The sequence below is a fragment of the Rhodococcus sp. F64268 genome, assembly GCF_023015605.1.
GTDB lineage: Bacteria > Actinomycetota > Actinomycetes > Mycobacteriales > Mycobacteriaceae > Rhodococcus.
This window is the reverse complement of the sequence record NZ_JALKAI010000002.1, coordinates 282,947-295,855: the sequence shown is the minus strand read 5'-3', so window position 1 is coordinate 295,855 and position 12,909 is coordinate 282,947. Positions and strand designations below refer to the sequence as shown.

Genomic DNA, 12,909 nt, shown 5'->3' with positions numbered 1-12,909 from the left:
TACGAGTGCAGATCAGCTGCAGCCGCTCGTGTTTCCACACGACGGGCAGGCGTGACACGATCCCGACCGCTGCATCTGTACGCCGCACTGCATGCAGTACGGTGCATCCGAACCGGAGCCGGACCGCGCCGGAGTCGACGCAACCTGCCCGTCGCGGGTGTCGGCGGTGGCGTACGCCTTCTCCGAGACCGGCAGCTCGGGAGCGAGTCCGTCGTGCGCGGCGCGCTCACCGCCGGTGCGCACACCGAGTTCCATCCGCTCGTCGGTTTCGAGATAGTCCACCGCAAGCCTGCGGAAGATGTAGTCGAGAATCGACGACGCGATCCGCAGATCCGGATCGTCGGTGATGCCCGCCGGCTCGAATCGTGTACTGGTGAACGCTCGCACGAATGTGCGCAGCGGGACCCCGTATTGCAAGCCGTAACTGACCGCCATGGAGAACGCGTCCATGATGCCTGCGAGGGTGGAGCCCTGCTTCGACACGCGGAGGAACATCTCGCCGGGACGCCCGTCGTCGTATTCGCCGATCGTGACGAAACCCTTGCAGTCGGCAACCCGGAACTCGAACGTGCGCGAATTGCGGGTGCGCGGCAGACGCTCGCGCCGAGCAGTCGCAACCGGAGCAATTGCCGGAGACGACGGTGTCGACGTCGACAGTGGCTGCCCGAGTTTGCAGTTGTCGCGGTAGACGGCGAGCGCCTTGAGCCCCAGCCGCCATGCGTCGACGTAGAGCCCGGCGATGTCGTCGACGGTGGCGGACTCCGGAAGATTCACGGTTTTCGAGATCGCACCCGACAGGAACGGCTGCACTGCGGCCATCATCGTCACATGTCCGCGCGGCGCAATGGCATTGCTGCCCATCGATGTTGCGAACACCGGATGGTGCTCGGTGCGTACATGCGGAGCGCCCGCGAGGGTGTGCACCCGATCCAGATGCGCGACGATATCGGCGACCTCGGCCGGACCGTATCCGAGTCGCGCCAGTGCCCGCGGCACACTGCGATTGACGATCGACAGACTGCCACCGCCCACGAGTTTCTTCGTCTTGACCAAGGCCAGGTCGGGCTCGATTCCGGTGGTGTCGCAGTCCATCGCCAGGCCGATCGTGCCGGTGGGAGCGAGCACCGTGACCTGACTGTTCCGCACACCGTGCTCGGTGCCGTCGGTGACCGCACGATCCCATGCTTCACGGGCCGCCGCCAGGACGGCCGGCGGGGCGAGTGCGGCATCGATGTCGTCGACCGCACCGCGGTGCCGTGCGAGCACGCCGAGCATCGAGTCGCGGTTCTCGTCGTACCCATCGAACGGGCCCGTTCGCTCCGCGAGGCGAGCCGACACTGCGTAGGCGTGCCCCGTCATCAACGCGGTGACAGCGGCGGCATATGCCCGGCCGGCGTCGCTGTCGTACGGAAGACCCGACGCCATCAGTAGCGCACCCAGATTCGCGTATCCGAGTCCGAGTTGCCGGAACCGGCGGGACGTCTCACCGACCTTCTCTGTGGGGTAGTCGGCGCGACCGACGAGAATCTCCTGCGCGGTGAGCATCACCGCGACGGCATGTCGGAAACCATCGACGTCGAACGTGCTGTCTTCCCGTAGGAAGGTCAGCAGATTCAGGCTCGACAGATTGCATGCGGAGTCGTCGAGGTGCATGTATTCCGAGCACGGGTTGGACCCGTTGATCCGGCCGGTCGACGTCGCGGTGTGCCAGCGATTGATCGTGGTGTCGTACTGCAGGCCGGGGTCTGCGCACTCCCATGCCGCGGCAGCTATGCGCTGCAGAAGATCTTGTGCCCGGACCGTGCGTACGACCTCGCCGGTGGTCACAGCGCGCAGCGGCCAGCGGGCATCGTCGACGACGGCCTGCATGAATTCGTCGGTGACCCGCACCGAATTGTTCGCATTCTGATACTGCACCGAATGGATGTCGGAGCCATCGAGACCCATGTCGAATCCGGCGTCGGCGAGTGCGCGTGCCTTGCGCTCCTCGATCGCCTTGCACTCGACGAACTCTTCGATGTCGGGATGGGCGACGTCGAGAATCACCATCTTTGCGGCACGGCGGGTCTTCCCGCCCGATTTGATGGTCCCCGCAGACGCGTCGGCGCCGCGCATGAAGCTGACCGGCCCCGACGCAGTGCCACCTCCTTCGAGAGGCTCGACGGACGAGCGGATGCGCGACAGGTTCACGCCGGCTCCTGAACCGCCCTTGAAGATCACCGCTTCCTGCCGGTACCACTCGAGGATCGAATCGATGCTGTCGTCGACCGACAGAATGAAGCAGGCGCTGGCCTGCTGCGGAGTGTGAGGCACCCCGATGTTGAACCACACCGGGCTGTTGAACGAGGCCTTCTGATGCAGGAGCAGGTGCGTGAGCTCGGCGGCGAATGCGGACGGATCGTCGAGGTGACCGTCGGTGGTGCCCCACCCGGTGATCGTGTCGACGATGCGCGCCACCACATCGCGCAGCGAATGCTCGCGACTCTCGGCACCGAGCCCACCGCGGAAGTATTTCTGCGTGACGATGTCGGTGGCGTTCTGCGACCAGGACTCCGGGAACTCGACGCCCGATTGCTCGAATACGACTTCACCTGTGCCGTGATGGACGATGCGAGCGTCGCGGCGCTGCCAGGTCACTTCGTCGGCGGGATCGACCCCCGGTGTCGTGAACCAGTAGACATCGGCACGAGCGTGATCGGGCCCCACGGTTGTGGTGCGCTGCCCTGCGCTGCTCGACTGTGCTGCACTGCTCATCGCTTCTCTTCCTGGACGGCGACGGATGCCACATATAGTCCCACCATGGTCCCACCGCGTCCCCGTATCTCTCCACGTCTCGGCACACCGTTGTCGCCGGGCGCCACCCGCGTCCTGCTGCTCGGATCGGGCGAGCTCGGCAAGGAGGTGACCATCGCGTTGCAACGACTCGGTGTCGAGGTCATCGCGGTGGATCGCTATGCGGATGCCCCCGGCCATCAGGTCGCGCACCGCGCCCACGTCATCGACATGGGCGACCCGAACGCAGTCCTCGCCGTCATCGAGGCCGAACAACCCCACCTGGTGGTCCCGGAAATCGAAGCCATCGCCACGGAAGCGCTCGCCACCGTCGAAGAACGCGGCCTCGCCGAAGTGATCCCCAACGCGCGTGCCACACAGCTGACGATGAACCGGGAGGGCATCCGCAGGCTCGCCGCAGAGGAACTGGGCCTGCCGACGTCGCCCTACCGATTCGCGAACTCGCTCGACGAGGTCCGGGCCGCTACCGAGGCGATCGGCTTCCCGTGCGTGATCAAGCCCGTCATGTCGTCGTCCGGCAAAGGCCAGTCGACGGTCCGTTCGGCCGACGACCTGAACGCCGCGTGGGAGTACGCCCTGGCCGGGGGACGCATCAACCACGGCACCGTCATAGTCGAAGGATTCGTCGACTTCGACTACGAGATCACACAGCTCACCGTGCGCGCCGTCGGCGAATCGGGGGAGCTCGAGACCTACTTCTGCGAACCGATCGGCCACCTGCAGCGCGACGGCGACTACGTCGAATCGTGGCAGCCGCAGCCGATGAGCGACGCGGCGCTCGCCCGTGCCCGGGAGGTCGCGGCGGCCGTGACCGGCGCGCTCGGTGGCCGGGGAGTGTTCGGTGTCGAACTGTTCGTCAAGGGCGACGACGTCTATTTCTCCGAGGTGAGCCCCCGCCCGCACGACACCGGGCTCGTGACGATGGGGAGCCAGCGTTACTCCGAGTTCGAGCTGCACGCCCGCGCGATTCTCGGGCTTCCGGTGGACGTGGAGCAGTTACGTCCGGGTGCCTCCGCGGTGATCTACGGGGGACTCGACGCAACCGGTATCGCATTCGACGGGCTCGTCGAAGCCCTGCGTACACAGGAGACCGATGTGCGCCTGTTCGGTAAGCCGGAATCGTTCCTGCGTCGCAGGATGGGAGTGGCCGTCTCGACCGGCCCGGACATCGACAGCGCGCGCGAACGCGCGACACGTGCCGCATCGCTCGTTCGCCCGGTCGCGCCGTGAGTGCGGGCGGTGAGCTTCTCGTCGGGCTCGCGATCCTCGTGGGACTCGTCGGCATAGTCGTGCCGATCCTGCCGGGTGTCCTGCTGATCTTTGCGGCGGTCGCGGTGTGGGCGTTCATGACCGGCGGCACCGTCGCCTGGTCCGTATTTGCGGTGGCAACGGTCGCGCTGCTGGTCACCGGGGTAGTCAAATACACCTGGCCGGGTAAGCGACTTCAGCAGTCGGGGGTGCCCACTCGGTCGCTGATCATCGGCGGGGTGGTCGGCATCGTCGGTTTCTTCGTGATCCCGGTGATCGGCCTGTTCCTCGGGTTCCTGCTCGGCATGTACGTGTCGGAGGCGCAGCGGCATCGGACGCACAAGGACGCGTGGCGCTCGACGGTGGAAGCGACGAAGGCGGTGGGCCTGTCGATGCTCGTCGAACTGCTCGGTGGGCTCGTAGCTGCGGGCGCGTGGCTGGGTGCTGTGTTGTTCGTCTGAGAACGAGACCGGCCGGATGCCGCATCGGTAGATGTGGCATCCGGCCGGAGACGCGGTAGTGTGCAGCGTCTACTTGTGGGGTTCCGAGGCGCGGAACATGTCGTCGCGCTCGACGACCTTGACCCGCTCGCGGCCTTCCGCCTCACCGAGGCTGCGCTCGTGCGCATCGAGGCGGTACCAGCCCTGCCACGTGGTGTAGGGCAGGTTCTTCTCTTCGAGGAACTTCACGACGTCGTCCTCGCCCGGAAGTTCCGGAGCGGTGAGACGGCCCGCCGCGCGATCCTCGAGGAGGTTCGCGACGGTTTCGTTGGCGTCGCCCTTGGTGTGGCCGATCAGACCCACCGGGCCGCGCTTGATCCAGCCGGTGACGTACGTGCGCGGCATGAACCTGTCGGGGCCCTCGACGGTGTCGTCGGCGAGCACGCGTCCGGCCTCGTTGGGGACAGTGCCTGCCTGATCGTCGAACGGCAGGTTCGCGATGTTCTGAGACAGGTAACCCACCGCGCGGTACACGGCCTGCACGTCCCAGTCGCGGGTCTTACCGGTGCCGCGCACGTTGCCGGTGCCGTCGAGTTCGGTGCGCTCGGTGCGAAGGCCGACGACCTTGCCGTCCTTGCCGAGAACCTCGGCGGGCGACTCGAAGAAGTGCAGGTACAGCTTGTGCGGGCGATCGCCTGCATCGCGGATGGCCCAGTCCTGCAGGGTGTTGGCGACCATGTCGACCTGCTTGGAATTGCGGCGTGCCGCCTCGGAGCCTGCGTCGTAGTCGATGTCCTCGGGGTCGACGATGACCTCGATGGTCGGCGAGTGGTCGAGTTCGCGCAGCTCGAGCGGCGTGAACTTGGCCTGGGCCGGTCCGCGACGCCCGAAGACGTGTACCTCGACGGCCTTGTTGTTCTTCAGGCCTTCGTAAACGTTCGGCGGAATCTCGGTGGGCAGCAGTTCGTCGCCGGTCTTGGCGAGCACGCGCGCGATGTCGAGCGCGACGTTGCCGACGCCGAGGACCGCGACCTTCTCGGCCTCGAGAGGCCAGACGCGCGGAACATCGGGGTGGCCGTCGTACCAGGACACGAAGTCTGCGGCGCCGTAGCTGCCGTCGAGATCGATGCCGGGGATCTTCAGTTCGCGGTCGGCGTTGGCGCCGGTCGAGAAGATCACCGCGTCATAGAAGCGGTACAGGTCGTCGAGCGTGATGTCGACGCCGTAGTCGAGATTGCCGAGCAGACGCACGTTCGGCTTGTCGAGCACCTTGTGCAGCGCGGTGATGATGCCCTTGATGCGCGGATGGTCGGGCGCAACGCCGTAGCGGATGAGGCCGAACGGGGCCGGCATGCGTTCGAACAGGTCGATGCTCACCCCGGGATCCTGCGCAGTGTCGGACTTCATGAGTGCATCGGCGGCGTAGATACCGGCGGGGCCGGCACCGACGATCGCGACGCGAAGGGGACGGCTCTGATCAGTCACAGGGGATCAACTACCTCTTCGATGTGCGGACGGACATATCCAGCTTAAATTAAGGCTGCCCTCAGTGGGCGGGCGCAGGTTGCGCGGGATGACGGCGGAGGAGAACTCCGGGAATCGTCGGGAGAATCGCTTCAGCGACAACACATGTGGGCACTCACGCGGCACAGGTCGACGGCGAGGCGTCGAACGAGCGGAGTGGTGGCCATGGTCAATTCCTACCTCACTAGGGTTTATTGGCGCAAATGCGGCCGACCGGCGCGGATCCGCCGACGATAGGATGATCCGCATGGCACAACGGCGTGACCCCGAACCCGAACCCGACGGTCTCGACCCGGACGGACCCACGCGCAGCACGCCCTGGCCGTTCATCGGGGCCGTGCTCGTGATCGCCTTCCTCGCGCTGGTGCTCGTCGTCACGCAGATCCTCTCGCCCGAGGGCGAGAACCTCGACGACAACGAACGGATCACACGCACGGCCAGCGACTACGTCAAGGCCCTCAACGCGGATGACGAGGACGTCCTCGTCATTCTCCGCTGTGGCGAACTGGGCCGCGGTGAGGGGCCGCTCGCCGGGGTCGACGGCGACATCGACCTGCAGCGCAGCGACAACGTGGTCATCGACGGCGACAAGGCCACCGTCGACGTCACCACCGAGATCGACGGAGAGTCGACAACCGAGACGTGGCACCTGACTCTCGTCGACGACGTCTGGCGCGTCTGCACTGCATGATCGACCCGGTTCGATCCTGCGGGTCGTGGACCGCCGCACTATCCCGCGTAATCGCTCGTCGCTGACCTGTGAAAAGGTATTCCCGTGAGCTACGCAGGTGATATCACGCCGCAGCACGCCTGGGAGCTGCTGCAGGAAAATCAGGATGCCGTGCTCGTCGATGTGCGCACCGACGCCGAATGGAAATACGTGGGTGTGCCCGACACCGCATCGATCGGCCGCCGCACGCTGTTCGTGGAATGGGTGTCGTACCCGGACGGCGCCCCCAACGAGCGCTTCGTCGACGAGCTGAAGGACGCTGGGATAAGCGGTGGGCCGGTGATCTTCCTGTGTCGTTCGGGTCAGCGTTCGATCGGCGCCGCCGAAGCTGCGACGGCCGCGGGCCTGGCCCCTGCGTACAACGTTCTCGAAGGATTCGAAGGGCCGCTCGATGCCGGTAAGCATCGCGGCGGACAGGGCTGGCGGGCCGCGGGCCTGCCGTGGAGGCAGTCGTGAGTGCAATTCCCCAGGGTGGTGCGTTCAGCAAAGCGCTGCCCGATTCCGTGCGTCCCGCCACACTCGGTGTGCGCGGTGGTGTGCTGCGATCCGGTTTCGAGGAAACGTCCGAGGCGCTCTACCTCAACTCCGGGTTCGTCTACGAATCGGCGGAAGCCGCCGAGCAGGCATTCACCGGCGAGGTCGACCACTTCGTGTACTCCCGGTACGGCAACCCGACGGTGACGATGTTCGAGGAGCGGCTGCGTCTGCTCGACGGTGCCGAAGCCTGCTACTCCACGGCATCGGGCATGTCGGCGGTGTTCACGGCGCTGGCCGCGCTGCTCGGCAAGGGCGATCGATTGGTCGCAGCACGCAGCCTCTTCGGCTCATGCTTCGTGGTGTGCAACGAGATCCTGCCCAGGTGGGGTGTGGAGACGGTGTTCGTCGACGGTGAAGACCTCGACCAGTGGGAGAAGGCGCTGTCGGTGCCCACCACCGCGGTGTTCTTCGAGACCCCGTCGAACCCGATGCAGACTCTCGTCGACGTCCGCAAGGTGTCCGAGATGGCCCACGCGGCAGGCGCAAAGGTTGTGCTGGACAACGTCTTCGCTACCCCGTTGCTGCAGCGCAGTCTCGATCTCGGTGCCGATATCGTCGTGTACTCGGGTACCAAACACATCGACGGGCAGGGCCGGGTGCTCGGCGGAGCGATCCTCGGACCCCAGGACTACATCGACGGCCCGGTCAAGAACCTCATCCGCCACACCGGCCCGTCGCTGAGCCCGTTCAACGCGTGGACCTTGCTCAAGGGTCTCGAGACGATGCCCGTGCGGTTGCGTGCCGCGGTCGATTCCACGTTGCGCATCGGGCAGTTCCTGGAGTCGCATTCCGAGATCAGCTGGATCAAGTACCCGTTCCTCGAGTCGCATCCGCAGTACGACCTGGCGAGATCCCAGATGAGCGGGGGCGGGACCATCCTCACCTTCGAACTCGCCGCCGCTGAGGGCGAAGGCAAGAAACGGGCGTTCGAGCTGCTGAACAAGCTGCGCGTCGTCGACATCTCCAACAACCTCGGCGACTCCAAGTCGCTCATCACGCACCCTGCCACCACGACCCACCGGGCGATGGGCCCCGAAGGACGTGCCGCGATCGGTCTGACCGACGGCGTCGTGCGCTTGTCGGTGGGGCTCGAAGATCCCGAGGATCTGCTCGAAGACCTGGAGCAGGCGCTCGCCTGACCCCGAAACGCTGTGGGATACGCTGCGGGGGCTCTGCCAATCGGGCAGGGCACCCGCAGCGTTTCGGTGAAGCCGGTGAGAATCCGGCGCTGTCCCGCAACTGTGAGACCGGTATTCGACCGGTGAGCCAGGTCAGCCGGCGCCGCGGGCACGTACTGGTCCTCGGACGAAGGACGGTGTCGTGCCGCAACTGCTCGTTGCAGCCGTGCTGTTTTCGTCCTCCGAACCACGGAGGATGGTTGTGACCCTCACTTCCCGCAGGTTTCTCACCGCCGGTATCGCTGCCCTCGCACTGGTGATCGCCGGTTGCGGCAGCGGTGACGATGCCGCGTCCGACAGCGCTCCACCTGCTGAATCCGGAACCCCGCAGGCCATCGTGTCGCTGAGCCCGACCACCACCGAGATGCTCTACGCGGTCGGTGCGGGCGACCAGGTGGTCGCCGTCGACGACCAGTCCGACCATCCCGAGGGTGTGCCGGTCACCGATCTGTCCGGCTACAACCCCAACGTCGAGGCCATTCTGGGTTACGACCCCGATCTCGTCGTCGCCACCGACGACAACGGCGACCTCGTCGCCGGACTCGAGAACGCCGGCGTCGAGGTCCTGATGCTGCCCGCCGCCGTCACGATCGACGACACCTACGCCCAACTCGAGCAGGTCGGTGCTGCGACCGGTCATGTCGGTGACGCCGCCGAACTCGTCGCGCAGATGCAGACCGAAATCGACGAGATCGTCGCCTCCGTACCCGAGCGTGAGGCACCGCTGCGGTACTACCACGAACTCGACAACACGTACTACAGCGTCACCGACGACACCTACATCGGTCAGATCTACTCGATGCTGGGGCTGACCTCCATCGCAACCGGCGGCGACGGATACCCGCAGTTGTCGTCCGAGTTCATCGTCGAACAGAACCCCGATCTGATCTTCCTCGCCGACTCGCAGTGCTGCGGTGTCACACCCGAGACGGTCGGCGAACGCGCGGGCTGGGCGGAACTCACCGCAGTCCGCGACGGTCAGGTCCATGTCCTCGACGAGGACATCGCGAGCCGGTGGGGCCCACGCATCGTCGACCTCGTGCGTGAACTCGCCGCGATCGTCGTCGCCGTCCCCGCAGGCCAGCCTGCACCGTGATCACATCGCGTCGCCGCGCACTCGTACTGGGTGGCGCGGTGGTCGCCCTTGTTGCGGCGATGCTCGTCGGGATCCTCGTCGGTCCGGCCGGGCTCACCCCCCAGGGCGTGGTGCTCGATGTGCTCGACAAGATCCCGTTCGTCGACGTCGACTCGGGCCTGAGCACCCGGCAGCAGGCGATCCTGTGGAACATTCGCATGCCTCGGGTGGTGCTCGGCGTGATCGTCGGCGCGATGCTCGCGATCGCAGGAGCCGCCTACCAGGGTGTTTTCCGTAACCCGCTCGCCGACCCGTACCTGCTCGGCGTGTCGAGCGGTGCGGGCCTCGGCGCGACACTGGCAATCGTCGTAGGGGGCGCAGCCGGATTCGCCGGGGTGCCCGTCGCCGCATTCGCAGGCGGGATGCTCGCCGTCGGAGCCACCTACGCCCTGGGGCGCACCGTCGGTGGCAGTCGCACCGAGGTGATCATCATCCTTGCCGGTGTCGCGGTTGCGGCATTCGCCAACGCCATCCAGACGTTCTTCATGCAGCTCCACGACGACACGCTGCGCCAGGTGTATTCGTGGATGCTCGGACGTCTTTCCACCGACGGCTGGTCCGACGTGCGGACCGTGCTGCCGTACGTCATCGTCTCGGTCGTCGTGATCATGCTGCACAGACGCACCCTCGACGTCATGTCGGTCGGCGACGTCGAAGCCTCGAGCCTCGGCATCAACCCGGCCCGCGTCCGGCTGATCCTCGTGTGCATCGCGACGCTCGGCACCGCCGCCGTCGTCTCCGTCAGCGGCCTGATCGGGTTCGTCGGCATCGTCATTCCCCACGCCGTCCGGTTGCTGATCGGTCCCGGGCACCGCATGTTGTTGCCGCTGTCGCTGATGGTCGGCGCAGCGTTCCTCGTACTCGCCGACGTCCTGGCCCGCACGGTGATGTCGCCTGCCGAACTGCCGATCGGTGTCGTGACCGCGGCGATCGGTGCGCCGTTCTTCCTCGTCGTACTGCGGCGGAGCAGGGGTGTGGCATGAACGGCGTGACCTGTCGAAGTCTGTGCGCCGAGCGCGGCGGCGTGCGGGTGCTGCACGACGTCGATCTCGTCGTCGGCGCGGGAGAGTGGGTGTCGCTCGTCGGGCCCAACGGGTCGGGCAAGACCACGCTGCTGCACGCGCTCGCCGGACTGGTGCAAGCCGACGGCGAGGTCGAGGTCGCGGGAGTGACACCGCGCCATTCGGGGCGTCGCGCGATCGCGCGCGCGGTCGCGCTGATGCCGCAGCGACCCATCGTTCCCGAGGGCGTCACCGTGCGTGAGCTGATCCATCTCGGCCGTACCCCTCATGTTCCGCGTTTCGGTAGTGAACAACCGCGTGACCGCGAGATCGTCGAACAGGTCATCGCGAGGCTCGAACTCGAGAACTTCGCGTCGCGGCTCGCGACCGCGCTGTCGGGTGGTGAACTGCAGCGGGTCGTGTTGGCCCGGGCGCTTGCGCAGCAACCGAAGGTGTTGCTGCTGGACGAGCCCACGAGCGCGCTGGACATCGGACATCAGCAGCAGGTGCTCGACCTCGTCGATTCGATGCGCCGCGAAGGCGAGCTCACGGTGATCGCGGCGATGCACGATCTGACGTCGGCGAGTCAATACGGCGAGCGGTTGGTGCTGCTGGACCGGGGTCGGATCGTCGCCGACGGACTGGCCGCCGAAGTGCTCACCGTCGAGCGCATCGCCGAGATCTACGGTGCCCGCGTCGAGGTGCTCGACCGCCCCGCGGGTCGCGCGGTGCTGCCCTTGCGTGACCGGCCCGAACCCGTCGAACCGCAGGAGCTGTGATGGAGGTATTGCTGCTGGGCACCGGCGCTGCGGACGGGTGGCCCAACCCCTTCTGCCGGTGCAATTCGTGTGGGGATGCGGCACGCAGGAACGAGGTTCGCGGGCAGACGGCAGCGCTGGTCGACGATGTGCTGATGCTCGACTGCGGACCCGAGGCACCCCGCGCGGCGGTGCGGTTCGGCCGGACCCTCGCGGATGTCCGCCACGTCCTGCTCACTCACGCGCACCCGGATCACCTGGGTCCACAGGCTCTGCTGTTCCGGTCGTGGGTGGACGCGGGGCATGTCGTCGATGTTGTCGGCCCACCTGACGCCGTCGATGTGTGCCGGCCGTGGGTCGGGCCCGGGGACCCGGTGCGGTTCGTGCCGGTCGAGGCCGGCGACGAACTGCAGGTCGGTGAGTACACGGTGCGGGTACTGCAGGCGCAACACAAGGTGTTCCGTGACGGAGATGCGGTGCTCTACGACGTCACCGGGCCCGACGGGTCGCGGATCCTCTGGGCCTGTGACACCGGGCCACTACCGGAGTCCTGGTTCGACGCGGTGCGTGACGCCGCTTTCGATGCGGTGTTCCTCGAAGAGACCTTCGGGGACCGATCCGACCTGTCTGCCGGGCACCTGGGCTTGACCGAGTTCGCCGAGGCCGTCGAGTCTCTGCGCGGATGCGGCGCTGCGACGGCCTCGACCGATGTCGTCGCAGTGCATCTGGGACATCACAACCCACCGATCGCACAGCTTCGTGAACGGTTGCGATATTGCGGTGCCCGCGTGGGAACCGATGGGGAGGTGCTGCACATGGGATCCGGATCGTCGGGTTCCCGCACTCTTGTGCTGGGCGGGGTTCGCTCGGGCAAGTCGCGTCATGCGGAGGAACTGTCCGCGGCATACGAATCGGTGACGTACGTCGCGACCGGGGGAACTCGCGAAGGGGACGAGGAATGGGCACGCCGTGTCGCGCTGCACCGCGAGCGACGACCCGACTCGTGGGCGACCATCGAAACGGTCGACGTCGCCGAGGTGTTGCGTGAGGCCACGATGCCACTGCTGATCGACTGCCTCGGCACGTGGCTGACCGCGCGGCTCGACATTCATGATGTGTGGAACGGCGGGGAGGTCGCGGCCGTCGACGCCGACATCGACGAATTGCTCGACGCGTGGAAAGCGTGTCGTGTGCCCGTGGTCGCGGTGAGCAACGAGGTGGGCAGCGGCGTGGTGCCTGCCACAGCGTCCGGTCGACTGTTCCGCGATCTGCTCGGCCGACTCAACGCGTCGGTTGCGTCCGAATCGGATTCCGTGACGATGGTCGTCGCGGGCATCCCCATGCCGTTGCGCTGATACGCACGCATCCAAATTGGACGTGGGCCACATTTCCTAGTTTCCGGCCTCGAATCGTGGCACACTGGATCCTCGGTGCCAGCGGCCAGAATGTGGAGAGGAGGACTCGGATGCGTACCAACCCATATCTGTGGAATGGATCGCGATCGATGATCCGACTCCTCGACCATGAAGTCGAAAAGTCCGGTCGACCAACCGGATTCAGCTGCT

General features: G+C 66.4%; 11 protein-coding genes and 1 riboswitch. Of the genes, 9 read left to right on the top strand and 2 right to left on the bottom strand.

What is annotated here, in order from left to right; translation table 11 throughout:
• Positions 1-12 precede the first annotated feature (12 nt).
• Positions 13-2,754: a vitamin B12-dependent ribonucleotide reductase gene (locus tag MWU77_RS05880; RefSeq protein WP_247273154.1), complete on the bottom strand. Its 2,742-nt coding sequence runs from the start codon at positions 2,752-2,754 to the stop codon at positions 13-15.
• 45 nt (positions 2,755-2,799) lie between these two features.
• On the opposite strand from MWU77_RS05880, the gene purT reads away from it, so the two are divergent.
• Both purT and MWU77_RS05870 read left to right on the top strand, forming a co-directional pair.
• Entirely contained in the window at positions 2,800-4,023 is a 1,224-nt protein-coding gene (purT, locus tag MWU77_RS05875) for a formate-dependent phosphoribosylglycinamide formyltransferase (RefSeq protein ID WP_169686987.1), read from the top strand.
• On the top strand, positions 4,020-4,502 hold the full coding sequence (locus MWU77_RS05870) for a DUF456 domain-containing protein (RefSeq protein ID WP_247273153.1): 483 nt from the start codon (positions 4,020-4,022) through the stop codon (positions 4,500-4,502). Before purT ends, MWU77_RS05870 begins: the two co-directional genes overlap by 4 nt.
• Positions 4,503-4,571: 69 nt before the next feature.
• On the opposite strand, the gene MWU77_RS05865 is transcribed toward MWU77_RS05870, so the two are convergent.
• Positions 4,572-5,966, bottom strand: a complete 1,395-nt coding sequence (locus tag MWU77_RS05865; protein ID WP_169686985.1) for an FAD-dependent oxidoreductase — start codon at positions 5,964-5,966, stop codon at positions 4,572-4,574.
• A 286-nt stretch (positions 5,967-6,252) separates the two neighbouring features.
• Here MWU77_RS05865 and MWU77_RS05860 point away from each other — a divergent pair, with 286 nt between their 5' ends.
• The 7 genes from MWU77_RS05860 to cobU all read left to right on the top strand — a co-directional run bounded on the left by MWU77_RS05860 (position 6,253) and on the right by cobU (position 12,699).
• Positions 6,253-6,696 (top strand): hypothetical protein, encoded by a 444-nt coding sequence (locus tag MWU77_RS05860; RefSeq protein ID WP_169686984.1) that lies wholly within the window; start codon positions 6,253-6,255, stop codon positions 6,694-6,696.
• A gap of 84 nt (positions 6,697-6,780) precedes the next feature.
• Complete coding sequence (locus tag MWU77_RS05855) at positions 6,781-7,191, top strand: rhodanese-like domain-containing protein (protein ID WP_169686983.1); 411 nt, start codon at positions 6,781-6,783, stop codon at positions 7,189-7,191.
• Positions 7,188-8,411 carry an O-succinylhomoserine sulfhydrylase gene (locus MWU77_RS05850; protein ID WP_169686982.1) on the top strand — a complete coding sequence of 408 codons (1,224 nt, stop codon included), beginning with the start codon at positions 7,188-7,190 and terminating at the stop codon, positions 8,409-8,411. Before MWU77_RS05855 ends, MWU77_RS05850 begins: the two co-directional genes overlap by 4 nt.
• 65 nt (positions 8,412-8,476) lie before the next feature.
• Positions 8,477-8,549, top strand: a riboswitch (cobalamin riboswitch).
• Between the two features lie 103 nt (positions 8,550-8,652).
• Positions 8,653-9,546 (top strand): ABC transporter substrate-binding protein, encoded by an 894-nt coding sequence (locus MWU77_RS05845; protein ID WP_374229814.1) that lies wholly within the window; start codon positions 8,653-8,655, stop codon positions 9,544-9,546.
• A 59-nt stretch (positions 9,547-9,605) separates the two neighbouring features.
• Positions 9,606-10,568: an iron ABC transporter permease gene (locus tag MWU77_RS05840; RefSeq protein ID WP_247273433.1), complete on the top strand. Its 963-nt coding sequence runs from the start codon at positions 9,606-9,608 to the stop codon at positions 10,566-10,568.
• Positions 10,565-11,365, top strand: a complete 801-nt coding sequence (locus tag MWU77_RS05835; RefSeq protein ID WP_169686980.1) for an ABC transporter ATP-binding protein — start codon at positions 10,565-10,567, stop codon at positions 11,363-11,365. Before MWU77_RS05840 ends, MWU77_RS05835 begins: the two co-directional genes overlap by 4 nt.
• Positions 11,365-12,699 (top strand): bifunctional adenosylcobinamide kinase/adenosylcobinamide-phosphate guanylyltransferase, encoded by a 1,335-nt coding sequence (gene cobU, locus MWU77_RS05830; RefSeq protein ID WP_247273152.1) that lies wholly within the window; start codon positions 11,365-11,367, stop codon positions 12,697-12,699. The genes MWU77_RS05835 and cobU overlap by 1 nt, the downstream gene beginning before the upstream one ends.
• Positions 12,700-12,909 lie beyond the last annotated feature (210 nt).

What these genes read in the sequence shown, in the direction of transcription:
- MWU77_RS05880 (WP_247273154.1), bottom strand. Translation starts at nt 2,754, where the DNA reads ATGAGCAGTGCAGCACAGTCGAGCAGCGCAGGGCAGCGCACCACAACC.
- purT (WP_169686987.1), top strand. Translation starts at nt 2,800, where the DNA reads ATGGTCCCACCGCGTCCCCGTATCTCTCCACGTCTCGGCACACCGTTG.
- MWU77_RS05860 (WP_169686984.1), top strand. Translation starts at nt 6,253, where the DNA reads ATGGCACAACGGCGTGACCCCGAACCCGAACCCGACGGTCTCGACCCG.
- MWU77_RS05840 (WP_247273433.1), top strand. Translation starts at nt 9,606, where the DNA reads ATGCTCGTCGGGATCCTCGTCGGTCCGGCCGGGCTCACCCCCCAGGGC.
- MWU77_RS05835 (WP_169686980.1), top strand. Translation starts at nt 10,565, where the DNA reads ATGAACGGCGTGACCTGTCGAAGTCTGTGCGCCGAGCGCGGCGGCGTG.
- cobU (WP_247273152.1), top strand. Translation starts at nt 11,365, where the DNA reads ATGGAGGTATTGCTGCTGGGCACCGGCGCTGCGGACGGGTGGCCCAAC.